This is a genomic window from Devosia sp. (assembly GCF_036676215.1).
GTDB lineage: Bacteria > Pseudomonadota > Alphaproteobacteria > Rhizobiales > Devosiaceae > Devosia.
In genome coordinates, this window is the sequence record NZ_JAKFDJ010000074.1 from 1 (window position 1) to 22193 (window position 22193).

General features: G+C 62.9%; 23 protein-coding genes. 16 read left to right on the plus strand and 7 right to left on the minus strand.

Annotation, left to right across the window (positions count from 1 at the left end):
• The first annotated feature begins 166 nt into the window (after positions 1-166).
• Positions 167-460, plus strand: coding sequence for a UvrB/UvrC motif-containing protein (locus tag V6M52_RS07555; RefSeq protein ID WP_332700585.1), 294 nt, complete (start codon positions 167-169; stop codon positions 458-460).
• 4 nt (positions 461-464) lie between these two features.
• On the opposite strand, the gene V6M52_RS07560 is transcribed toward V6M52_RS07555, so the two are convergent.
• Together V6M52_RS07560 and V6M52_RS07565 are read right to left on the minus strand one after the other, a co-directional pair.
• Positions 465-857: a MerR family DNA-binding protein gene (locus V6M52_RS07560; RefSeq protein ID WP_332688118.1), complete on the minus strand. Its 393-nt coding sequence runs from the start codon at positions 855-857 to the stop codon at positions 465-467.
• On the minus strand, positions 854-2566 hold the full coding sequence (locus V6M52_RS07565) for a long-chain-fatty-acid--CoA ligase (RefSeq protein WP_332700586.1): 1713 nt from the start codon (positions 2564-2566) through the stop codon (positions 854-856). The genes V6M52_RS07560 and V6M52_RS07565 overlap by 4 nt, the downstream gene beginning before the upstream one ends.
• 340 nt (positions 2567-2906) lie before the next feature.
• On the opposite strand from V6M52_RS07565, the gene V6M52_RS07570 reads away from it, so the two are divergent.
• The 10 genes from V6M52_RS07570 (at position 2907) to V6M52_RS07615 (ending at position 15200) form a co-directional block, all read left to right on the plus strand.
• The gene (locus V6M52_RS07570; RefSeq protein ID WP_332700587.1) at positions 2907-5375 is read left to right on the plus strand and encodes an acyl-CoA dehydrogenase; all 2469 of its coding nucleotides are present in this window, start codon (positions 2907-2909) and stop codon (positions 5373-5375) included.
• Entirely contained in the window at positions 5375-5812 is a 438-nt protein-coding gene (locus V6M52_RS07575; protein WP_332700588.1) for a hypothetical protein, read from the plus strand. The genes V6M52_RS07570 and V6M52_RS07575 overlap by 1 nt, the downstream gene beginning before the upstream one ends.
• A 9-nt stretch (positions 5813-5821) precedes the next feature.
• Positions 5822-7783: a 3-hydroxyacyl-CoA dehydrogenase NAD-binding domain-containing protein gene (locus V6M52_RS07580; protein ID WP_332700589.1), complete on the plus strand. Its 1962-nt coding sequence runs from the start codon at positions 5822-5824 to the stop codon at positions 7781-7783.
• A 151-nt stretch (positions 7784-7934) separates the two neighbouring features.
• A complete protein-coding gene (locus tag V6M52_RS07585) occupies positions 7935-9218 on the plus strand; it encodes an acetyl-CoA C-acetyltransferase (RefSeq protein WP_332700590.1) in 1284 nt (427 codons plus the stop codon).
• On the plus strand, positions 9215-9376 hold the full coding sequence (locus tag V6M52_RS07590) for a hypothetical protein (RefSeq protein WP_332700591.1): 162 nt from the start codon (positions 9215-9217) through the stop codon (positions 9374-9376). The genes V6M52_RS07585 and V6M52_RS07590 overlap by 4 nt, the downstream gene beginning before the upstream one ends.
• Before the next feature lie 253 nt (positions 9377-9629).
• A complete protein-coding gene (locus V6M52_RS07595) occupies positions 9630-11246 on the plus strand; it encodes a peptide ABC transporter substrate-binding protein (RefSeq protein WP_332700592.1) in 1617 nt (538 codons plus the stop codon).
• 106 nt (positions 11247-11352) lie between these two features.
• A complete protein-coding gene (locus V6M52_RS07600; RefSeq protein ID WP_332688125.1) occupies positions 11353-12276 on the plus strand; it encodes an ABC transporter permease in 924 nt (307 codons plus the stop codon).
• Complete coding sequence (locus tag V6M52_RS07605; RefSeq protein WP_332688126.1) at positions 12276-13196, plus strand: ABC transporter permease; 921 nt, start codon at positions 12276-12278, stop codon at positions 13194-13196. The genes V6M52_RS07600 and V6M52_RS07605 overlap by 1 nt, the downstream gene beginning before the upstream one ends.
• Position 13197: 1 nt before the next feature.
• Complete coding sequence (locus tag V6M52_RS07610; protein WP_332700593.1) at positions 13198-14181, plus strand: ABC transporter ATP-binding protein; 984 nt, start codon at positions 13198-13200, stop codon at positions 14179-14181.
• A complete protein-coding gene (locus tag V6M52_RS07615) occupies positions 14181-15200 on the plus strand; it encodes an ABC transporter ATP-binding protein (RefSeq protein WP_332688148.1) in 1020 nt (339 codons plus the stop codon). The genes V6M52_RS07610 and V6M52_RS07615 overlap by 1 nt, the downstream gene beginning before the upstream one ends.
• 72 nt (positions 15201-15272) lie before the next feature.
• On the opposite strand, the gene V6M52_RS07620 is transcribed toward V6M52_RS07615, so the two are convergent.
• Complete coding sequence (locus V6M52_RS07620) at positions 15273-15779, minus strand: response regulator (protein WP_332700594.1); 507 nt, start codon at positions 15777-15779, stop codon at positions 15273-15275.
• A 218-nt stretch (positions 15780-15997) separates the two neighbouring features.
• On the opposite strand from V6M52_RS07620, the gene ykgO reads away from it, so the two are divergent.
• The 3 genes from ykgO (at position 15998) to V6M52_RS07635 (ending at position 17497) form a co-directional block, all read left to right on the plus strand.
• Positions 15998-16123, plus strand: coding sequence for a type B 50S ribosomal protein L36 (gene ykgO, locus V6M52_RS07625; RefSeq protein ID WP_046136523.1), 126 nt, complete (start codon positions 15998-16000; stop codon positions 16121-16123).
• A gap of 230 nt (positions 16124-16353) precedes the next feature.
• Positions 16354-16758, plus strand: a complete 405-nt coding sequence (locus V6M52_RS07630) for an SRPBCC family protein (protein ID WP_332700595.1) — start codon at positions 16354-16356, stop codon at positions 16756-16758.
• Positions 16759-16813: 55 nt separating this feature from the next.
• A complete protein-coding gene (locus V6M52_RS07635; protein ID WP_332700596.1) occupies positions 16814-17497 on the plus strand; it encodes an outer membrane protein in 684 nt (227 codons plus the stop codon).
• 141 nt (positions 17498-17638) lie between these two features.
• On the opposite strand, the gene pyk is transcribed toward V6M52_RS07635, so the two are convergent.
• Both pyk and V6M52_RS07645 read right to left on the minus strand, forming a co-directional pair.
• Positions 17639-19078 (minus strand): pyruvate kinase, encoded by a 1440-nt coding sequence (gene pyk, locus V6M52_RS07640; protein WP_332688131.1) that lies wholly within the window; start codon positions 19076-19078, stop codon positions 17639-17641.
• Complete coding sequence (locus V6M52_RS07645) at positions 19075-19587, minus strand: DUF1036 domain-containing protein (protein WP_332700597.1); 513 nt, start codon at positions 19585-19587, stop codon at positions 19075-19077. The genes pyk and V6M52_RS07645 overlap by 4 nt, the downstream gene beginning before the upstream one ends.
• 231 nt (positions 19588-19818) lie before the next feature.
• Here V6M52_RS07645 and V6M52_RS07650 point away from each other — a divergent pair, with 231 nt between their 5' ends.
• Entirely contained in the window at positions 19819-20082 is a 264-nt protein-coding gene (locus V6M52_RS07650; protein WP_295887473.1) for a DUF2312 domain-containing protein, read from the plus strand.
• Positions 20083-20087: 5 nt separating this feature from the next.
• On the opposite strand, the gene V6M52_RS07655 is transcribed toward V6M52_RS07650, so the two are convergent.
• Together V6M52_RS07655 and V6M52_RS07660 are read right to left on the minus strand one after the other, a co-directional pair.
• Positions 20088-20858, minus strand: coding sequence for a class II glutamine amidotransferase (locus V6M52_RS07655; RefSeq protein ID WP_332688133.1), 771 nt, complete (start codon positions 20856-20858; stop codon positions 20088-20090).
• Position 20859: 1 nt separating this feature from the next.
• Entirely contained in the window at positions 20860-21570 is a 711-nt protein-coding gene (locus V6M52_RS07660) for an aspartate/glutamate racemase family protein (RefSeq protein WP_332700598.1), read from the minus strand.
• A 159-nt stretch (positions 21571-21729) separates the two neighbouring features.
• On the opposite strand from V6M52_RS07660, the gene V6M52_RS07665 reads away from it, so the two are divergent.
• Positions 21730-22191: an Lrp/AsnC family transcriptional regulator gene (locus tag V6M52_RS07665; RefSeq protein ID WP_332700599.1), complete on the plus strand. Its 462-nt coding sequence runs from the start codon at positions 21730-21732 to the stop codon at positions 22189-22191.
• The last annotated feature ends 2 nt before the right edge of the window (positions 22192-22193 follow it).

Here is a 22193-nt window from a genome sequence, read left to right on the forward strand (position 1 = left end):
GGTGTTCGAGGTGGCGTTCGACTCGGCGCAGGAGAGTACGCGGCACAAGTCGGGCGTGGCGCTAAGGTTTCCGTGGATCAACCGGATACGGTGGGACAAGCCGGCCAGTGAAGCGGCGACGCTGGAGGATATGGCGATTTTCGTGGCGGCCAGCTAGGAGGGTTCGATGTCATCGCGATCCATTCATGAGCGCCTGGTGGCGCTGGAAAAGCAGATGCAGGCGGCGGCGGAGGCGATGGACTTCGAAAGGGCCACCGCCTTGCGCAACGAAATTGCACGGATCAGGGGCGAGGCGCCGGTGCAGGAGGGCGATGCCGATACGGTGACCGTCAGCCAGCCGCCGCCGGGGGCGATGGGGCTGGGGACGCAGGTGCCGGTGCGGCAACCGCCCAAGGGGTGGGTGAAGCCCAAGAAGCCGGATCTGATGACGAAGAATGTGAAGCCAAGGGGCGGGCGGTAGCCCTTCAGCCCGCCTTGTCCAGCCGCTCGTCCGCCAGTTTCTTGATTTCGCGCAGTTCGGAGATGGTGGTCTGCAGGTCTTGCAGTTGGGCTTCCAGCGAGGCCAGGCGTTCATCGACCTTGGCGGTCAGCAGGTGGACCTGCTGGCTGCGGTTGGCATCGTAGAGGCTGAGATAGTCGGAAATGTCGCGCAGCGAGAAGCCGAGGCGCTTGCCGCGCAGGATGAGGATCAGCCGGGCGCGGTCGCGGCGGCGGAAGACGCGGGTGGCGCCGACGCGCTCGGGCGAGAGCAGGCCCTTGGCCTCGTAGAAGCGGATGGCGCGCGTCGAGATGCCGAATTCCTTGGCGAGATCGGCGATGGCGAACAGGTCGCGGGTTTCGGAGGCGGAGCGGGTCACTTCTGGCCTTTCATCCCGGCATATTCCTCGCGCAGCTCTTTCTTGCTGAGCTTGCCGATCAGGGTCTTGGGCAGGGCGTCCTTGAAGATGATCTGCCGGGGCATCTCGATCTTGTTGAGGCGCTCGGCGAGGAACAGCTTGAGCGCTTCTTCGGTAATGGACTGGCCGGCTCTGAGCTTGACATAGGCGATGGGGGCCTCGCCGCGATATTCGTCGGATACGCCAATGACGTTGGTCTCCTCCACCGCCGCATGGGTCATCAGCGCTTCCTCAATGGTGCGCGGATAGACGTTGAAGCCCGAGCAGATGATCAGGTCCTTGATGCGATCGACGAGGAAGACATAGCCGTCCTCGTCCATGTGGCCGACATCGCCGGTGCGCAGCCAGCCGTCCATGAAGGCGTCGCGGGTGGCCTCGGGATTGTTGAAATAGCCCGCCATGACCTGCGGGCCCTTGACCTGGAGTTCGCCATTTTCGCCGATGCCGACCGGTTTGCCGCTGTCGAGAGCGACAAAGCGGATGTCGGTGCCGGGCAAAGGCAGGCCGATGGACATGGGCTTGCTGGGCACGCGCAGGGCGGCGCAGCAGACCACGGGGGAGGCTTCGGTGAGGCCATATCCTTCGGCCAGCAGCGCCTTGGACTTTTTGGCAAAGGCGGCGCGCACTTCATCGGGCAGCGCGGCGCCGCCGGAGACGGCGACCTCGAGGCTCGCCAAGTGCTCGGTGGTGACGCTGTCGGCGCGGGCGATGGCGTTCAGCAGGGTGGGCACAGCGGGCAGGACATTGGCCCTGGTGCGGGCAAAGACGTTGAGCAGGGCCTTGAGCTCGAAGCGGGGGAGCATGACCACCTGCGTGCCGTTGCACAGCGGTACGTTCATGCAGACCGTCATAGCGAAGATGTGAAAGAAGGGCAGGACGGCGATGACCTTGCTGGGCGGGTAGAACAGGTCGCAGCCCCATTTGTCGATCTGGCTCATATTGGCCGCGATATTGGCGTGGGTGAGCAGGGCGCCCTTGGGGATGCCGGTGGTGCCGCCGGTATATTGCTGGACGGCGATATCCTTGAGCGGATCGATGACCACGGCATCGGGCGTCTCGTTGCGCGCGATCATGTCATGGAACAGGGTGATGCGGTCGCGGATGGGGGAGGCGCCGAGCCTGGCGAGATCCTTGCGCTTGACGACCGAGAACAGGACTTTCTTGACCAGTGGCAGCGCGTCGGGGAAGTGACAGACGATGAGCGATTTGACGTGGCCGGCCTGGGCCAGCTTTTCGGCTTTTTCGTAGATCAGCTGCAGATCGAGCGTGATCATCACATCGGCGCCGGCATTGGACGTGATGTGGCTGAGTTCGTGCACGGTATAGAGCGGGTTGCAGTTGACCACGATACCGCCGGCGCGGAGCACGCCATAATAGGCAATCGGGTAGAAGGGCGTGTTGGGCAGCATCAGGGCGATGCGCGAGCCCTTGCCGATGCCGAACTGGTGCTGGAGGGCGCCGGCGAAGGCGATGATCTTTTTCGCCAGATCGCCGAAGGTCGTGGTGCCGCCCAGGAAATCGAGCGCCACAGCGGAGGGATTTCTGGCGCAAGCGGCCAGCACCTGTTCGTGCACCGGCCGCGTGTCGATCGGCGTATCCCAGGCAATCCCCTCGGGATAGTGGGCAATCCAGGGGCGGAGCGGAGCAAGGGTATCGATGGGAGCAGCCATGAATTCCTCCAGTGCCGATTACGGCGGTTGGGCTTTGCGCCCTTAGGGAAGGAATATTCCACGGCTTTACGTTAGCGTCAAACAGATGTCCGAATTTTCGAGCGGGAAAGGCGTTGACGGTTGGGGCAGGCAAAGTCACCGCCGTTGTCGACGTAATGGGCGTTAGGTTGACGTATACGTAAAGCTTGCTAAACTAGCCTCAACAACAAGGGTCCACCGCGCTATGATCCCGGCGCGGCTGACCCAATGATCTGCCGAACGATTCGGCGAACCGGTCTGACGTTCTGGGATTGAGTTGCTCCGCCCGTGCTGGCGTGAGTGACGCCATGGAGGGCATGCCGTGACCTTTGCGCTTATTGCGATCAGCCTCGTCGTCTTCGCCGTTCTGGCCATGCGGGAAAGCCCGCTGTGGCAATGGGGCGTCGCGGCGCTGGTGATCGGGCTGCTATCGGGCTTCGATTTCCCTGGCAACGGGATCAGCTATGGCCTGGGCGCCGGAAGCTGGCTGCTGCTGGTGATCGGCGCGGTTCTGCTGCTGCTCAGCATCGAGACCTTCCGCAAGCCGCTGCTGACCGCCCCCATTTATGGCGCGGTCAAATCCATCCTGCCGCGGGTGAGCCGCACCGAGCAGGAAGCGCTCGATGCCGGCACGGTCGGCTGGGACGCCGAATTGTTTTCCGGCCGTCCGGATTGGACCAAGCTCAATGCCATCCGCCCGCTGACGCTGACGGCGGAAGAACAGGCCTTTATCGATGGCCCGACCAATGTGGTCTGCTCGATGATCGACGACTGGGATACGCGCAATAATCGCGCCGATCTCAGCCCGGAAGTCTGGCAGTTCCTCAAGGATAACGGGTTCCTCGGCATGCTGATCGCCAAGGAATATGGGGGCCACGGCTTCGGCGCGCAGGCGCAGTCGATGATCGTGTCCAAGATCTCCAGCCGCTCGGTCGCGGCGGGGATCACGGTCATGGTCCCCAATTCGCTCGGGCCAGGCGAGCTGCTGGAAAAATACGGCACGCATGCGCAGAAGGAGAAATATCTCGGGCGCCTCGCCAAGGGGCTGGAGGTGCCGTGCTTTGCGCTGACAGGCGTGCATTCGGGGTCGGATGCCGGCGGCATGCGCGATATCGGCATTGTCACCAAGGGCAAGTATCAGGGTAAGGACGTGCTTGGCGTGAAGCTGAGCTTTGACAAGCGCTACATCACGCTGGCGCCAATCGCGACGCTGGTGGGCCTGGCCTTCATCCTCAAGGACCCGGATAACCTGTTGGGTCGTGGCGCCGAGATCGGCATCACGCTGGCGCTGGTGCCGCATGACCATCCGGGCGTCGAGATCGGCCGCCGGCATTTCCCGGCGCGGCAGGCCTTCATGAACGGGCCGGTGCGCGGCAAGGACGTGTTCATCCCCATGGATTTCCTGATCGGCGGCACCGATTATGCCGGGCAGGGCTGGCGCATGTTGATGGAATGCCTCTCCACCGGGCGGGCGATTTCGCTGCCGGCGATCGGCACGACCTCGATCAAGCAGGCGCTGCGCGTCACCTCGGCTTATGCACGGGTGCGGCGGCAGTTCGGCATTCCGGTCGGCATCATGGAAGGCGTAGCCGAGCCGCTCGGCGAAATGGTCAAGCGTGCCTATACCTTTGAGGCGAGCCGGCGACTGACGGCATCAATGGTGGATGAGGGCCAGCGGCCGGCGGTGATTTCGGCGCTGCTCAAATATCGCACCACCGAAGCCATGCGCGACAGTGTCGACGACAGCTTCGATATCCATGGCGGGCGCGCCATCCAGGACGGGCCGGGCAATTATCTGTTCGGCGGCTATATGGCGACGCCAGTGGCGATCACGGTGGAAGGCGCCAATATCCTGACGCGCACGCTGATGACCTTTGCCCAAGGCGTGCTGCGGGCGCATCCCTTCCTCTACAAGGAAATCGAGGCGGTGCAGAACAAGGACCGCAAGGCCGGGCTCGACCAGTTCGATGTCGCCTTTGGCGGCCATACCAAGTTCATGCTGCGCAATATCGTCGCGAGCTTCTTGCATGGCCTGAGCAATGGTGCCTTTGCTTCGACGCCCAATCAGGGGCCGATGGCGCATTGGTATCGCCGGCTGCACCGCTATTCGCAGGCCTTTGCGCTGACTGCTGACTGGACCACGGTGTTCCTGGGCGGGGCGCTCAAGCGCAAGCAGAAGATTTCCGGCCGCATGGCTGACATCCTCTCCGATCTCTATCTGATGTCGGCGACGCTGCGGCGGTTCGAGGACGAGGGGCGGATCGGCGAGGACCGGGAGCTGGTGGAGGCCATCATGGCCGACCGGGTCGCCGCGATGGAAAAGACCTTCGGCGAGGTGTTCGCCAATTTCCCCAATCCGCTGTTCGCCTGGGCGATGCGCATTCTGTGCTTCCCGCTGGGGCGGCATGCACAGCCGGCGGGTGACCGGGTGAACTACCGCTTCGTGCGGGCCGTGCTGCGGCCGGGCGCGTTCCGTGACCGGTTGACCACGGGCACCTATGTGTCGATGGACCCCAATGACGTGACGGGCGTTCTGGAGGACGCGCTGATCAAGGTGACCGAGGCCGAGGAGATCGAGACCAAATTCGTCAAGGCAGCGCGCAAGGGCGTGATCGAACGGCGACTGGATCGCGATGCGATCGATGATGCGGTGGCCGCGGGTGTGCTGAACAGCAATGAAGCGGGCATCATGCGGGCGGCGGATGAGGCCACCGACCGGGTGGTGAAGGTGGATGACTTTGCGCCGGAGGAGCTGGCGGCGGAGAGCAGGCATCGGGTGGCGGCGGAGTAATGCTGCGTCCGGGGCGCCTGCTCGTGCTGCTTCCCCTGCTGGGGATCAGTGCATGTGCTCAGAAGCTCAATGATGGAAATCCAAGGGCATCCTTTTTGACCGTGATGCTCGATGAAATGCAGAGGGAGAGCTTTGTCGGCTCCGTTGAGTTGGACCAACACGACGTCAAAGATGAGTGGCCAATCTCGATAAACACGATGCTTGAGCAGCTCCGCCAAGATGGTTTTACACCGAACAAGAATAGTGGGGTGTCGATTGAAGAGTACCTGGCCGGGGATTGTGCGTCGGCAAGCACCGGGCATGACCGAGCCATCACCTGGAGCATGAACAATTATTTCGACACAAGCAGACTGACCTACAGCGTTGGAATCCGAGTGGACGCGAGCTGCGGGTTTGAAGGGCTATGGATCGCCATACATCCAGAAGACCCCATTTGAGGAGACACGATGATCCAGCCGCAGATGCCCGAGACGAAGAACTGGAGCTTCCACCGCGACGTGGAGAATCTGGGCTGGCTCACGATCAATACGCCCGGCTCGCCGGTCAATACGCTGAGCCGCGAAGCCATCATGGAGCTGGAGACGCTGGTCACCCGCTTCGAGGAACTAGCACAGACCGAGGAGCTGGTCGGCGTCATCCTGCTAAGCGGCAAGGATAGCGGCTTCATCGCTGGGGCGGATGTCAGCGAATTCGATGCGATGAGCGATTTTTCGGTGCTGCCAGAGGCGCTCAAGCGCACACATGCGCTGTTCGCGCGGATCGAAAAGCTCAAGATCCCGATGGTGGCCGGCATTCATGGCTTTGCGCTGGGCGGCGGGCTGGAACTGGCGCTGGCCTGCCACTACCGGATCGCGGTCAATGACGACAAGACGCGCATTGGCTTCCCGGAAGTGAATCTGGGTATCTTTCCGGGCTTTGGCGGCACGGGGCGGTCGATCCGCCAGGCTGGGCCGGTCGATGCCATGCAGATCATGCTGACCGGGCGCATGCTCAAGGCCGGCGCGGCGCGGGGCATGAACCTGGTCGACAAGCTGGTGCGCCACCGCGACATGCTGGCATGGGAAGCGCGCAAGGCGGTGCTGCAGAAGCGAAAGTCCACAGCGGCCGGATTTGTCAAAAAGGTCATGGCGATGGGGCCGCTGCGCGGCTATGTCGCCGGCAAGATGCGCGAGCAGGCCGGCAAGAAGGCGCGGGTGGAACATTACCCAGCGCCGTTCGCGCTGATCGACCTGTTCGAGAAGCATGGCGATGACTGGCGGGCGATGATCCGTGGCGAGATCGACAGCTTCGTGCCGCTGATGGGATCGGATACGGCGACCAATCTGCGGCGCGTGTTCTTCGCCTCCGAGGCGTTGAAGAAGCAGGGTACGAAGGGCGCCAAGTTCGCGCGGGTGCATGTGATCGGTGCCGGTGTGATGGGCGGCGATATTGCCGCCTGGTGTGCGCTGCGCGGCATGAGCGTGACACTGCAGGACCTCGACATGGAGCGCATCACGCCAGCGCTGGAGCGGGGCAAGAAGCTGTTCAAGAAGCGGCTCAGGAAGAAGCACGAGATCGACGCGGCGGTGATGCGGCTCGAGGCCGATCCCACGGGCAAGGGGGTGAGCCGGGCCGATGTGATCATCGAGGCGGTGGTGGAAAAGCTCGAGGTCAAACAGGCCATCTTTGGCGGGTTGGAAGACAAGCTCAAGCCGGGGGCGATCCTGGCGACCAATACCTCGTCGATCGAACTCGAGCGCATTGCCGAAAAGCTGAAAGCGCCGGAGCGGCTGATCGGGCTGCATTTCTTCAACCCGGTGGCGCAGCTGCCGCTGGTGGAGGTGATCCGCTCGACGTTCAATACCGATGCCGAGATCGGCAAGGGCGCGGCCTTTGCGCTGGCCATCGGCAAGAGCCCGGTGGTGGTGAAGTCGGCGCCTGGTTTCCTCGTCAACCGCGTGCTGATGCCCTACATGCTGGGCGCGGTGGAGCGGGTGGAGCGCGGCGAGAGCAAGGAATTGCTCGATGCAGCTGCGGTGGCCTTCGGCATGCCGATGGGACCGATCGAGTTGATGGATACGGTGGGCCTCGACGTCGGCAAGTCGGTGGCGACCGAGCTCGGGCATGGGGTGCCCGAGGGGTCCAATTTCGACACGCTGGTCAAGGCCGGAAAACTCGGCCGCAAGACGGGCGAGGGGTTCTATAGCTGGGTCGATGGCAAGGCGCAGAAGGGCGAGGTGCCCGCGCATGCCGACCTGGCGGGGCTGGGGCGCGAACTGGTGAAGCCGCTGGTCGATATGACCGAGGTGGTGGTGGCCGAGGGCGTCGTCGCCAATGACGGGCTGGCGGATATTGGTGTGATCATGGGAACGGGCTTCGCGCCGTTCCTCGGCGGCCCGATGAAGGCACGCAAAGACGGGAAAGCGTGAAATTGGTCCCGCAATGCGTGATGCCGGCCTGCGACAGGCGTTCGCCTGCGCTCCGGTGCTCACGTAGTAATCTACGCTCCGCTCCGGTGCTCAACGAACACCTGTCTCGCCTCGGCCTGACGCATTCCAGAACCAATTTCAGGGAAGTGACATGACTGAACTTCGCAAAGTCGCAATCGTCGGTTCGGCGCGTATCCCGTTTGCCCGTGGCAACACTGCCTATGTGGAGGAAACCAACCTCTCCATGCTCGGCACGGTGCTGGCCGGGCTGGCGGACAAATATGGTCTCAAGGGCGAGAAGATCGACGAGGTCGTGGCGGGGGCGGTGATCGGGCATTCGCGCGATTTCAACCTGGCGCGCGAGGCGACGCTGGATGCCGGCTATTCGCCGCGCACGCCGGGCACGACGATGCAGATTGCCTGCGGCACGAGCCTGCAGGCCGCGCTGATGCTGGCGGCCAAGATCGCCAGCGGTGAGATCGACAGCGGTATTGCGGCCGGGTCCGATACGGTGAGCGACAGTCCGATCGTCTTCGGCAACAAGTTCCAGCACCGGTTGCTCGATGTGAACAAGGCGCGCTCGACCGGGGAGAAATTCAAGGCGTTCAAGGGCTTTTCGTTCGGTGAGCTGACGCCGGTGGCGCCCTCGGTCAACGAGCCGCGTACGGGCCTCTCGATGGGCCAGCATTGCGAGCTGATGGCGCGCGAATGGGGCATTACCCGCGAGGCGCAGGACGCGCTCGCGGTGGCGAGCCATCGTAATGCGGCCCAGGCCTATGACGAGGGATTCCACGATGACCTGCTGGTCCCCTGCGCGGGACTGGTGCGGGACAACAATGTTCGCGCGGATGCCAACCTCGACAAGATGGCGACGCTGAAGCCGGCTTTCGATAAATCGAGCGGACAGGGGACTTTGACGGCGGGCAATTCGACGCCGCTGACCGATGGCGCTTCCTCGGTGTTGCTGGCGAGTGAGGAATGGGCCAAAGCGCGCGGGCTGCCTGTGCTGGCCTATCTCACCACCGGGCGGGTGGCGGGCAATGACTTTGCCCATGGCGAGGGATTGCTGTTGGCGCCCACCATTGCGGTGAGCGAGATGCTGGCACGGGCCAATCTGGGGTTCGACGATATCGACTATTTCGAGCTGCACGAGGCCTTTGCGGCGCAGGTGCTGTGCACGCTCAAGGCGTGGAACGATGCAGAATATTGCAGGACCGTGCTGGGACGCGACACGGTGCTGGGCCCGGTCGATCCGGCCAAGATCAACGTCAAAGGCTCGAGTCTTGCCTATGGGCATCCCTTTGCGGCCACTGGTGCCCGCATCCTGGGGGTGACCGCCAAACTGCTATCGACCGAACCGGGCAAGCGGGCGCTGATCAGCGTCTGCACGGCGGGCGGGCAGGGCGTCGCAGCAATCGTCGAGAGCGCAGCATGAATGAGAATGTGGTCAAGTTCCGCCGCCCGGAAAAGAAGCCCGAGCCGCCGGTGAAGAAGCCACGCGGTCCGCTGCCCGGCTGGGTGCCGTTTGCGGCACTGGTTGCCGCGGCGGTGGCGATCTATGTGGTGCAACAGTCGGGTCTGCTGGGCGGCTAGCATGCCGTTCCCCAGATTGTGAACCCGGCGCAAAGCGGTTCCGGGTTTGGGCGCGTGCGCAGTATGTTGATAATTGCGCCTGCCTTGACGTTTAGGTCAATCTTTTGCTTGTCAGTGGACGGAATTGCGTAATACCGTCCAGCAATCTTGACCGCCGGGTCAAATCCGGCGGCCGCAAGACTATTGAACTCCGCGGCGCTACGACTGCGGGAAAAAGACGATTTCAGGAATTCCACAAGGAGATGGGACGAGCATGAAATTCACTCAAACCCTCAAGGCGGTAACGACCGCTAGCGCGATTGCGCTGTTGATGAGCACCGCGGCATCGGCCGTGACGCTCAACATGATGAACGGTTCCGAGCCCGGCTCGATCGACCCGCATCAGGCGTCGGGCGACTGGGAAAACCGCATCATCGGCGACTATATCGAAGGCCTGATGGCCGAAGACGCCGACGCCCAGGCTATTCCTGGCCAGGCCGAGAGCTACACCGTTTCGGACGATGGCCTGGTCTATACCTTCACCCTGCGTGACGGCGTCCAGTGGTCGGACGGCACCCCGGTGACGGCTGGCGACTTCGTCTTCGCCTTCCAGCGCCTGTTCGATCCCGCAACGGCCTCGGACTACGCTTATCTGCAGTTCCCGATCAAGAACGGTTCGGAAATCGCCGAAGGCACCGTGACCGATTTCGCCGAACTGGGCGTCAAGGCGATCGACGACAAGACCGTCGAAATCACCCTCGAAGGCCCGACCCCGTTCTTCCTGCAGGCCCTGACCCACTACACCGCCTATCCCGTGCCAAAGCATGTGATCGACGAAGTCGGCACTGACTGGACCAAGGTCGAGAACATCGTCTCGAACGGCCCCTACACTCCCAAGGAGTGGGTGCCGGGCAGCTACATCAAGTCGGTCAAGTCCGAGACCTACTGGGACGCCGCCAATGTCCAGATCGACGAAGTGAACTACTTCGTGCAGGACGACCTGGCTGCCGCCCTGTCGCGCTACCGCGCCGGCGAATATGACATCCTGACCGACATTCCGTCGGACCAGGCCGAGTGGATCAAGACCAACCTGCCCGGCCAGGACTACTTCGCTCCGTTCCTGGGCGTGTACTACTACGTCATCAACCAGGAAAAGCCGCCGTTCGACAATGCTGACGTGCGCAAGGCGCTGTCCATGGCCATCAACCGCGACGTGATCGGTCCGGACGTGCTGGGCACCGGCGAAGTGCCGGCCTATGGCTGGGTCCCGCCGGGCACTGCCAACTATGAAGGCGTCGAGCCCTACCAGCCGGAGTGGATCGGCCTCTCCTATGAAGAGCGCGTTGCAGAAGCCAAGGCGATTATGGAAGGCCTGGGCTATACGGCCGAGACGCCGCTGCCCGTCCAGCTCAAGTACAATACCAATGACAACCACCAGCGTATCGCCGTGGCGATCTCGTCGATGTGGGAGCAGATCGGCGTCAAGGCCGAGCTGTTCAACTCGGAAACCGCCGTGCACTACGACAGCCTGCGTGCCGGTGACTTCGAGATCGGCCGCGCCGGCTGGCTGCTCGACTACTCGGATCCGTCCAACACGCTCGACCTGCTGCGCCAGGGCATTGAGCAGGACGGCACCACCAACTGGGGCAACAACTATGGCCGCTACTCGAACGACGAGTTTGAGGCCCTGATGGACCAGGCAACCACCGAGCAGGATCTGGCCGTTCGCGCCAAGATGCTTGGCGATGCCGAGAAGATCGCCATGGATGAAACTGGCGCCATGCCCATCTACTGGTACATCGCCCAGAACGTTGTGTCGCCAAAGGTCACCGGGTTCGTCAGCAACGCTTCGGATATCCACCGTACGCGTTGGCTCTCGAAGTCCGAGTAATCTCGTAAAACCCTGCGGCGTCGCCCCTTGGGAGGGGCGGCGCCGTTATTTTATCCGCACGAAAGAGCCCTTCTGAGTGGCCGGCGGATGTGAAAGGTCCGAATCCATGTTTGGATATGTGACGCGGCGCGTGCTGTCGGCCATCCCGATAGCGCTGATTGCCGTTACAGCCTGTTTCTTCATTCTGCGGCTGGCGCCCGGCGGTCCCTTTGATGGGGAACGCGCGCTGCCACCGACGACGCTGGCCAATCTGCGCGCGCATTACAATCTCGACCTGCCGCTGATCCAGCAATACTTCATCTATGTCGGCCGCCTGCTGCAGGGCGATTTCGGCCCGTCGATGGTCTACAATGACTTCACGGTTGCCGAGATGCTGTGGATCGGCCTGCCGTTCACCCTGATGCTGGGCTTTTCGGCCTTCATCATCGGCACCGTCGTCGGGCTGGTGGCCGGAGCGCTGTCGGCGGTCAACCAGAACAAGTTGCCGGACTATGTGCTGGTGATGCTGGTGATGGTGGGGCTCGTCATCCCCAATTTCCTGATGGCCGCCGTGCTGCAGCTCCTGTTCGGCGTCTATCTCGACTGGTTCCCGGCCGGCGGCTGGCAGGCGGGGTCCATTCCGCACCTGGTCCTGCCGATCACCGTGCTGGTGCTGCCCCATGCCGGGCGCACGGCGCGGCTGATGCGCGGCTCGATGATCGAAGTGCTGGGGACCAATTATGTGCGCACGGCCCGATCCAAGGGGCTCGGCCAGCGGCTAATCCTGACGCGTCACGCCATCAAGCCGGCACTGCTGCCGGTCGTGTCGTATCTCGGGCCGGGCCTGTCCTATCTGCTCACCGGCTCGCTGGTGGTGGAACAGGTGTTCGCGCTGCCGGGGATCGGCAAGTACTTCATCAGCGCGGCGCTCAATCGTGACTATGGCCTCGTGCTGGGAACGACCATTTTGTACATGTTCATCATCCTGGCGGTGAACCTCTTGGTCGACGTGCTCTATGCCTGGCTCGACCCGAAGGTGAGGTACCACTAATGGCCGGTATTACTGGCAAGGACGCGGTACTCACCGAGTATGCGCGCAGACTCGAAACGCTCGACGCGCCCAAGGGCCGCTCGCTGACCCAGGACGCCATAAGGCGCCTGATGCGCAACAAGGCGGCGGTGCTGTCGGTGTTCGTGGTCGGCTTCATCGTGTTGTTTGCATTCGCGGGGCCGTATTTCCTGCCCTGGACCTACGACAAGATCGACTGGAGCGGCATTCGCAAGCCACCCAATTTCGAGGCCGGGCACTTTGCCGGCACCGACCAGAATGGTCGCGACATGCTGGCGCGCATCATGCAGGGTACACAAATGAGCCTGATCGTGGCCGGCGTCGCCACGATGGTTTCGGTGTTCATCGGAGTGATCTATGGCGCCGTTGCCGGCTATTTCGGCGGCAAAATCGATGCGATGATGATGCGCTTCGTCGACATCATGTATGCGCTGCCCTACATCCTCTTCGTCATCATCCTGGTGGTGATCTTCGGGCGCAATCCGGTGCTGCTGTTCGTGGGCATCGGGTGCCTGGAATGGCTGACCATGGCGCGTATCGTGCGCGGGCAGACGCTGTCGATCAAGGAACGTGAGTTCGTTGAGGCGGCCAAGGCGGGCGGGGCGAAGCCCTGGACCATTATCATCCGGCACATTGTTCCCAATCTTACCGGGCCGGTGGTGATCTACGCGACGCTGACGGTGCCGGAGATCATCCTGACGGAGAGCTTCCTCTCCTATCTGGGGCTTGGCGTGCAAGAGCCGCAAACCTCGCTGGGTACACTGATTTCGTTCGGCGCGCCGGTGGCCGAGACGCTGCCCTGGATGCTGATCGGACCGGCCGTCGTGCTGGTGAGCCTGCTGCTCTGCCTGACCTATATCGGGGACGGGCTGCGCGATGCCCTCGACCCCAAGGATCGATGAAATGAAGCAAGTCCTCAAAGTCGAAGACATGTCGGTCACGTTCGATTTGCACCAGAGCGAGGTGCATGCGGTGCGTGAGATGAACTTCACCCTCTCGGAAGGCGAAACGCTGGCGGTGGTGGGGGAATCGGGCTCGGGCAAGAGCCAGGCGTTCCTGGCCATCATGGGCCTGTTGGCCAAGAATGGCCGGGCCGGCGGGCGGGCCATGATGGGGGACATCAACCTCATCGGCATGGCGCCCAAGCAACTGGATACGCATCGCGGCAAGGATATCGCGATGATCTTCCAGGATCCGATGACCAGCCTCAACCCCACGCTCAAGGTGCGCACGCAACTGGCCGAAGTGCTGGTCAAGCATCGCGACTACGATCAGCAGAAGGCTACGGTGGCGGCCATAGAGATGCTGGAGCGGGTGGGCATTCCCGAACCGGTCAAGCGCGCCAATGCCTATCCGCACGAACTGTCGGGCGGCATGCGGCAGCGCGTGATGATCGCCATGGCGCTGTTGTGCCAGCCCAAGATACTGATCGCCGACGAGCCGACCACGGCGCTCGACGTGACGGTGCAGGCGCAGATGCTCGACCTGTTCAAGACGCTGACCGAGGACTTCGGCACGTCGCTCGTGCTCATCACCCACGATCTGGGCGTGGTGGCCGGCGTCGCCGACCGCATGATGGTGATGTATGGCGGGCGGGCGGTGGAGAAGGGGACGGTCGATGACCTGTTCTACGATCCGCGCCATCCCTATACGCTGGGGCTGCTGCATTCGACGCCGCATATCGCCAAGCGCGAGGCCAGGCTCAACCCGATCCAGGGCCTGCCGCCGAGCCTGGAACACCTGCCGAAGGGCTGTTCGTTCAATCCGCGCTGCGCCTTTGCGTTCGATCGGTGCCTGGTCGAGCGGCCGCCGCTGACCGATACCGGCAATGGCCGCGAGAAAGCCTGTTTCTACGAAGGCCCGATGGCCTATGGAAAGGTCGCCTGATGGACCAGACCCCGATCAACCTGCTGGAAATCAAGGACCTCAAGAAGACCTTCTCGATCTCGGGGGGGCTGTTCAGCCGCCGCCTAACGCTGACGGCACTGGAGGATATCAATTTCACCATCCGCAAGGGCGAGACGCTCGGCATTGTGGGCGAGAGCGGCTGCGGCAAATCCACGCTGGGCCGCTGCATCCTGCAATTGCTGGCGCCCGACGAGGGGCAGGTGTTGTGGCTGGGGCAGGATCTGACGCGATTGCCGGCCGAAGAGATGCGCATGCGCCGGCAGGACTTGCAGATCATCTTCCAGGACCCGCTGGCTTCGCTCAATCCGCGCATGACGGTGGGTGAGATCATCGCCGACCCGTTGCGCGCGCTGCGGCCGGAGCTGAACAAGGACGAGCGCCGGGCGCGCGTGCTCAAGACGATGGAAGCGGTCGGCCTGCTGCCGGAAATGATCAACCGCTATCCGCACGAATTCTCGGGCGGGCAGGCGCAGCGCATCGGCATTGCCCGGGCGCTGATCACCGAGCCCAAGCTGATTGTCTGCGACGAACCCGTGTCGGCGCTCGACGTGTCGATCCAGGCGCAGATCCTGAACCTGCTCGCCGAACTCAAGGAGGAGTTCGGGCTGACGCTGATCTTCATTTCGCACAATCTCAGCGTGGTGCGGCATGTGTCGGACCGTATCCTGGTGCTCTATCTGGGGCGGATCGTCGAGCTGGCGACGGGCGACGAGATCTATGAGGACCCCAAGCATCCCTATACGCGGGCGCTGCTGACGGCGGTGCCGATACCCGACCCCAAGCTGGCGCGCATGCGCAATATCGATGCGCTCAAGGGGGAGATTCCCTCGCCGATCAATCCACCATCGGGCTGCACCTTCCGCACGCGCTGCCGCTTTGCCAAGCCTTATTGCGCGGAAAAGCGGCCGCCGCTGGAGCGGATCGAAGACAACCGGCTGGTGGCGTGTCATCGCTGGCGGGAGATCGAGGTGCCGGTCGAGGCGGTGCTGGGAGTTTAGGCCCGCCGCAAAATGGAAGGCCCGCTTTGGCGGGCCTTTTGTTCAGAAGAACGGCTGAGCAGCAGTGACCGATCAACTCGCCTTCGGTATCTCGACAGGGTCGCGCCGTTCTTTGTCGCCCACATCCACGATCTTGCGCCGGCGATCAGGGCCCTTGTATTCGACCGCCTCGATGAAGCCGCGTGGATGGGCTTCGATGCTTGTCAGGCGAGCCTGCAAATGGTTGGCGGCGAAGGGCTTGCGCAGGAATTCGGTGATGCCGGCGTCGCGGGCCTCGGCGATGCGCCTGGCATCGGGAGCGGCGCTGATCATGACGACGGGAATGTAGCGGTTGCGGCAGTCGACGCTGGCGCGCAGCTTCCTGGTGAAGGCCACGCCATCCATGCCGTCCAGATTGTCATCGATGATGAGCACATCGAAAACGCGGCGCCTGAGTTCGGTCATGGCCTTGCTGGCGTCATAGGCCTCGCGGATGTCCCTGCGGCCCAGGCTGCGCAGCATCACCGAGACCAAGGCAGCCATATGCGGGGAGTGATCGGCGACCAGGACGCCGTGTTTGGTGATTTCCTCGTTGGCCATCGGACCCCGCCGTGTATGCTGTTCACGAACGCAGACAATAGCTTGGCTTTCAATACAGGGCGTTAATTGGCGGTCCGCAGTGGCGTTGCGGAAAAGCGCGGTGGAGGGGGTAAATTCCCTGGGTGTTGCGCGTTGACAGGCCAAGCCGTTTTCCCTATGTATGCCCCCAAGTTTCCGGGCGCCTAGGCGCCTCTTTTGTTTGACTCAAGGATTGACCGATGAAAGTCCGTAACTCGCTGAAGGCGCTGATGACTCGCCACCGCGCGAACAAGCTCGTCCGCCGTCGCGGCCGGGTTTACATCATCAACAAGGTGGACAAGCGCTACAAGGCCCGCCAGGGCTGAGCCAACGCTCACTGATGTTCTGAATGACGAGGCCCGCGCAAGCGGGCCTCGTTTTTTTCGCTATCGGTGCGCGTCCGTCGCAATAACCGGTTTCCAGTTACTTTCATCGTCGACAACAGTTTGCGCCTAACGGGAATGGGTGCGTTAACCGAGGCCCCAGATGCCTCGGCTAGGCGCTTGATTAGCGCCCTGGTGTGCGCCAACTAGCGGCCGCTGACATGAAAGGTGCATTGGTGCTCAAGGCGCAAACGCTGACCGTCCATATTGCGCGGCCGATTGCCGAAGTTTACGAGTTTCTCGTTAATCCTGCCAATCTAGGTCGCTGGACCTTCGCCAGGGATGGCCGGCACGAACCGGCGGCCGGGCTGCTGGTATGGTCATTCGCGGGGCCCGAGGGGCGGGTGCTGTTGCACTTCACGCGGCCCAACCCGTTTTTCGTGCTGGACTACAAGCTGTCACAGAATGACCTGATAACGCATGCGGGTTATGCCCGGCTCATCCCCGCCGGGGACGGCACGGTGCTGACACATACCGCGGTGCAGCAGCCGGAGGTTTCGAACGCACAGTTTGCCTCGGAAGCAGAATGGGTTATGGCGGACTTATTGGTGCTCAAGACACTAATGGAAGCAAAGTAACTGTGCCTTAAGGATAACAAGGCACTAATGCCCCATCAGTACTTTGGGGGTTCAGTTGAGTAAATTTGTCCTGATGACCGCGGCGTTTGCCGCCCTCGCAGCGCCCGTGGCTGCTGCCGATCTCATTATCGATGAGCCGATCGCCCATACCGACGCCGCCTTCGACTGGAGCGGCTTCTATGCCGGTCTGGCGGGTGGATATGGCAGCGGGACGGCCCGCTCGACCAGCGACGCTACCGGTGTGGCGACGGATGTGCCGCTCAATGGCGGCCTGCTTGGCGTCACGCTGGGCGGCAACGTGCAGTATGACGCCTTTGTGCTGGGCGTCGAGGGCGACATATTGTGGTCGGGCATGAGCGGCACCGCAACGTGCGTTTCAGTGCCAGCCTTTGACTGCAATGCCAATATGGAATGGCTGGGCACCGTTCGCGGTCGGGTCGGATATGCCATGGACAGTGTGTTGGTCTTCGCCACCGGCGGCCTTGCCATTGCCGGCGGGCGCGGCACCATCACCCCGGCATTCCCCGGAATCACGAACCTGTTCAGCGATACCTTCATCGGCTGGACGGCCGGCGCGGGCGTGGAAGTGGCAGTGTCCGACACGATGTCGGTCAAGGCCGAATATAGCTATGTCAATCTCGGCAGCCGCACGGCGCCGGCGGGCACGCTCGCTACGGGCAGCACTACCGTGTCGCCTATCGTGCATGCCGTCAAAGTGGGCGTGAACCTCCACTTCTGAGATCGAGGCGAAAACAAAAAAGGCCCGGCAGCGATGCCGGGCCTTTTGCGTTTTTTCTGCCTTTCGAGCGTAGCTCTCAAGGCCTTCTCGCCTAAAATCGCTCCACTGGAGCGATTTTGCCGCGTTGCGGCCGGCTCGAAGTTAGCTAGACCCAGCGCCGTCCTGCCTCACGAAAGCGATACGGAGCATGTTGGTGGCGCCGGGCGTGCCCAGGGGAATGCCGGCGGTGATGGCGATGCGGTCACCGGGGCGGGCGAAGCCCTCCTGGTAGGCGATGACGCAGGCGCGGTCGACCATGTCTTCGAGGCTCACCGCATCCTCGGTCTGCACGCAATGGACGCCCCAGACCACCGACATGCGGCGGATGGTGCGCATATTGGGCGAGAGCACGATGATGGGCTTGCTCGGCCGCTCGCGGGCGGCGCGGATGCCGGTGGAGCCGGAGGCGGTATAGGTGACGATGGCGGCCAGATCGAGGGTCTCGGCGACCTGACGGGTCGCGGCGGAGATGGCGTCGGCGGCGGTGGCCTCCGGCTCGGTCTGGGCGGCGCGGATGATGCTGCGATAGTTGGAGTCGCCTTCGACGGCCACGGCAACCTTGTTCATGGTCGCCACGGCTTCGACCGGGTACTGGCCGGAGGCGGACTCAGCCGAAAGCATGATGGCGTCGGCGCCTTCGAAGACTGCGATCGAAACGTCCGAGACTTCGGCGCGGGTCGGCACCGGGGCGGTGATCATGGATTCGAGCATCTGGGTGGCGACGACCACCGGCTTGCCGTAGCGGCGGGCCATGCGGATCATGCGCTTCTGCAGGCCGGGCACGGTCTCGAGGGGGAGTTCGACGCCAAGATCGCCGCGCGCCACCATGATGGCGTCGCAGAGCTTGATGATTTCCTCGAGGCGATCGATGGCTTGGGGCTTTTCGATCTTGGCCATGACGCCGGCACGGCCCTGCACGATCTTGCGGACGTCGATGATGTCTTCGGGGCGCTGCACGAAGCTCAGGGCGATCCAGTCGGCATCGGCAGCGAGACCGGCGAGCAGATCGGCATGATCCTTTTCGGTCAGCGCGCCGGTGGGCAGCAGCGTATCGGGGAGGGAGACGCCCTTCTTGTCGGAAAGCTTGCCGCCGTAGATCACCTCGGTCTCGATGGCGCCGTTGCCAACCTTGGTGGCCTTGAGCGCGATCTTGCCGTCGTCAAGCAGCAGGCGATCGCCGACCGACACGCTTTCGATAATCTCGGGATGGGGCAGGTAAACGCGCTCGGCATTGCCGTTGTCGTCATTGTTGCTGTCGAGCGTGAATTTCTGCCCGGCGACCAGATTGACGGCGCCACTGGCGAATTTCCAGACGCGCAGCTTGGGACCCTGCAGATCGACCAGAATGCCGAGCGGATGGTTGAGGCGCTTCTCAACATTGCGGATGCGCTCCACGGTCTGCCGGAGCACTTCGTGGCTGGCATGGCTCATATTGATGCGGAACACGTCCGCGCCGGCCTTTGCCAGTTCCTCGATCATCTTTTCCTCATGGCTGGCAGGCCCGAGGGTGGCGATGATCTTCGCGCGTCTCATGCGTCTCATTGAGTGTCCGTTTCTTGCGTCGTTATGTCGTCCTGCGGTGCGTCTATGGTGACGTCGTCGGGATCGACAAGGAATGCGGGGTCTTCGAGGTCTTCGCCGCCTTCCGGACCCACTATTGCGGGGCCGGCGGTATTCTCGGTCAGCTGCAGCGTCCAGTCGGTACGGTTCTGGGTATCGATTTCAAAGAAACCGGTGCGCTCATAGCCCCGCGCGAGGCAATCCTCAACCCCGAATATTGTGAAGGTTTCGTCACGCGTGCACATGAACACCGAACCGTCCCAGGCACCGCCGCCGATATCGTCCACCGCGAAGATGTAATAGAAGCGCCGTTCCAGGTCGCCCTGATAGAGTACGCGGCAATCGCCGGGAGGGGTCTGCCACCAGCCTTCGCTCATCCAGCCGCGCTCGGCGCGATAGCCCAAGGCCACGGAAACCAGATTGGTCGTTTCGTTGCAGATGCGCAGGTCGGCATGCGCTGGCGTAGCGAAAAAGGCGAGGCTAGCGAACATCGCGCCGATCAGGGTCATACCGAGACGGGTGTTGTGCAATCTGGTGCCAGCAAACATCGGAGAAACGTGCCTTCTTTGAGCCCATGGGGAAGCGTTGGTCAATGGCTAATGGCGCGATTTGACGGAATTGCGGGTATGCGACTTCGCGGTCATGTGGATTGGATCACAAAGGGGTTGAACCGCGCGTCCTTGTGGGGTTGAACGAGGCCACGAAACGAAAGGAATCTGCCCATGGCCGTCGAAGACAGCGTTGCCCAGGATCAGTTGCGGGCGTTCATCGAGCGCATCGAGCGGATGGAAGAAGAGAAGGCCGCGATCGCCGCCGACATCAAGGAAATCTATGCCGAGGCCAAGGGCAATGGCTTCGACACCAAGATTCTGCGCAAGATCGTGGCCATCCGCAAGCAGGACGCCAATGAGCGCATGGAGCAGGAAGCTATCCTCGAGCTCTACATGGCGGCCCTGGGCATGGTTGCGGCGCCGCCGGAAGACTAGGCCGGTCAGCCCACAACGAAATCGCTGAATGCCATATTGTCCCGCCCGGCCGTCATCACGCTGCCGGGCGGAATTGTTTGCCAGGTATCGCCGGTGTCACCAAAAGGTTCGGAGGCAATGGCGATGCCCGACTGCAGGCGACGCCAATAGAGCGAGGGCGGCCGCTCGTCGCTGGCCCAGCGAAAGGCGCGCAGGGTTTCGCCATCGGCCAGGACCGCGGTAAAACGTAGCGCCTGATCAATGCCGCTGGACTGCATGACGCGCAGGCAACTGGCCAGGGTGCGAGCGAGGGCGGCGACCGGGTCGGTGTCCAAGCCATGGCCGAGCGCGGCCAGGAAAATGGCTTCGCTATCGCCATTGCCGCGGCGGCGGGCATAGAGGTCGTCGGGGATCATCGCTTCAATGGAGCGGCGGACACGGTCATAACCGCCGATCTGACCATTGTGCATGAAGAGGTGCCGGCCGGCGGCGAAGGGATGGCAATTGGCCACCGAGACCTCGCCCGACGTGGCCGAGCGCACATGGGCCAGGAACATCGGGGCGCTGACCTGATGGCAGAGCGAGGCGAGATTGGCATCCGACCAGGCGGGCAGGGTGCCGCGATAGCAGCCGGGTTCGGGCCGGGCGCCATACCAGCCGACGCCACAACCGTCGCCATTGACCACGGTCTTGGCCTCGCGGGCCGCAAAGGACTGGCTGACCAGCGATGAAGGCGGTTGGATCAGCAGCGTATCGAGGAAGACCGGCTCTCCCGTATAGGCCAGGAAGCGGCACATATCAGGCTGCTTGCTCCATGACATCGGCGAGGGCGAAGCGCACCGCGGCGTCGGCGTGAATGGCGGTAGAGTCGTAGCCGGGTAGGGGGAGGGTCGCCGGGTCGATGAGGAGCGATATTTCGGTGCAGCCCAGGATGACCGAGTCGATGCCTTGGGATCGCGCGGCCTCGATGATGCCGAGATAGCGGGCGCGGGAGGCGTCGCGGACCTGGCCCTGGCAGAGTTCGTCGAAGATGATGTCGTGCACGGCGCCACGATCCTGGGCGGCAGGGACGACCATTTCGATGCCGTGGCGGGCCATGCGCTGGGCATAAAAGCCGTGCTCCATGGTGTAGCGGGTGGCCAGCAGCAAGGGGCGGCGGCGGCCATCGGCGCGCAAGGCGAGGGCGGTTTCGTCAATGATATCAATGAGCGGAACGCCACTCATGGCGGCGACGGGTGCGGCGACCAGATGCATGGTATTGGTGCAGATCAGCACGCAGGCGGCACCGGAGCGGGCGAGGCCGGCACCGGCTTCACCGAGCAGTGTCCCGGCATCGTCCCAGCGGCCGGCCTTTTGCAGGTCGACGACGCGGGTGAAGTCGAGGGAGCGCAAAGCGATTTCGGCGGAGTGCAGACCCCCGCGCTGTCGGCGGACTGCCTCGTTGATAAGGCGGTAATAGACCGCAGTGGATTCCCAACTCATGCCGCCAATCAGGCCGATGGTTTTCATGCAGCTTGCTCCCTCTTTGCTGCCAGCATGCTTGAGGATTGCTGCAAGCGGGATGCAATGTGGCCGGCCAAGGCAAGGTCGTGCGCATGGCCACGGCGCAGATTGCGCCGCTGGAGCGTCTGGATTGCATGATTGGTCTGAATCGTGCACGATCAAGTCATGCTGGATGACCGTGATCGTCGTATTCTCGAACTGCTGCAGGCCAATGCAGAAATGGCGGTGAGCGAGATCGCCGATGCGGTGTCGCTGTCGGCGTCGGCCTGTTCGCGGCGCATCACGCGGCTGCGCGAGGAGGGCTACGTCAGCCGCAGCGTGGCGATGCTCGACCGCCAGAAGCTGGGCCTGCCGACGACGGTGTTCGTCATCGTGCGGACGGGCCGGCACGAGGCCGGCTGGCTTGAGCAGTTCCACACGGCGGTGAGCACCATTCCCGAGATCGTGGAAGTGCACCGGCTGACCGGCAATTTCGATTATATCCTGAAGCTCGTACTGCCCAATGTGGAGCATTACGACGTGATCTACCGCCAGCTGGTTGGACGGGTCGAACTGTTCGATATGTCGGCCTATATCTCGATGGAAACGGTCAAGCTCTCGACCGGCCTGCCGACCAACTACGTGTAAGG

Coding starts and splice junctions, on each gene's coding strand:
- V6M52_RS07555 (WP_332700585.1), top strand. CDS start 167: ATGTCATCGCGATCCATTCATGAGCGCCTGGTGGCGCTGGAAAAGCAG.
- V6M52_RS07565 (WP_332700586.1), bottom strand. CDS start 2,566: ATGGCTGCTCCCATCGATACCCTTGCTCCGCTCCGCCCCTGGATTGCC.
- V6M52_RS07575 (WP_332700588.1), top strand. CDS start 5,375: ATGCTGCGTCCGGGGCGCCTGCTCGTGCTGCTTCCCCTGCTGGGGATC.
- V6M52_RS07580 (WP_332700589.1), top strand. CDS start 5,822: ATGATCCAGCCGCAGATGCCCGAGACGAAGAACTGGAGCTTCCACCGC.
- V6M52_RS07585 (WP_332700590.1), top strand. CDS start 7,935: ATGACTGAACTTCGCAAAGTCGCAATCGTCGGTTCGGCGCGTATCCCG.
- V6M52_RS07590 (WP_332700591.1), top strand. CDS start 9,215: ATGAATGAGAATGTGGTCAAGTTCCGCCGCCCGGAAAAGAAGCCCGAG.
- V6M52_RS07595 (WP_332700592.1), top strand. CDS start 9,630: ATGAAATTCACTCAAACCCTCAAGGCGGTAACGACCGCTAGCGCGATT.
- V6M52_RS07600 (WP_332688125.1), top strand. CDS start 11,353: ATGTTTGGATATGTGACGCGGCGCGTGCTGTCGGCCATCCCGATAGCG.
- V6M52_RS07605 (WP_332688126.1), top strand. CDS start 12,276: ATGGCCGGTATTACTGGCAAGGACGCGGTACTCACCGAGTATGCGCGC.
- V6M52_RS07610 (WP_332700593.1), top strand. CDS start 13,198: ATGAAGCAAGTCCTCAAAGTCGAAGACATGTCGGTCACGTTCGATTTG.
- V6M52_RS07615 (WP_332688148.1), top strand. CDS start 14,181: ATGGACCAGACCCCGATCAACCTGCTGGAAATCAAGGACCTCAAGAAG.
- V6M52_RS07620 (WP_332700594.1), bottom strand. CDS start 15,779: ATGGCCAACGAGGAAATCACCAAACACGGCGTCCTGGTCGCCGATCAC.
- ykgO (WP_046136523.1), top strand. CDS start 15,998: ATGAAAGTCCGTAACTCGCTGAAGGCGCTGATGACTCGCCACCGCGCG.
- pyk (WP_332688131.1), bottom strand. CDS start 19,078: ATGAGACGCATGAGACGCGCGAAGATCATCGCCACCCTCGGGCCTGCC.
- V6M52_RS07645 (WP_332700597.1), bottom strand. CDS start 19,587: ATGTTCGCTAGCCTCGCCTTTTTCGCTACGCCAGCGCATGCCGACCTG.
- V6M52_RS07650 (WP_295887473.1), top strand. CDS start 19,819: ATGGCCGTCGAAGACAGCGTTGCCCAGGATCAGTTGCGGGCGTTCATC.
- V6M52_RS07655 (WP_332688133.1), bottom strand. CDS start 20,858: ATGTGCCGCTTCCTGGCCTATACGGGAGAGCCGGTCTTCCTCGATACG.
- V6M52_RS07660 (WP_332700598.1), bottom strand. CDS start 21,570: ATGAAAACCATCGGCCTGATTGGCGGCATGAGTTGGGAATCCACTGCG.
- V6M52_RS07665 (WP_332700599.1), top strand. CDS start 21,730: ATGCTGGATGACCGTGATCGTCGTATTCTCGAACTGCTGCAGGCCAAT.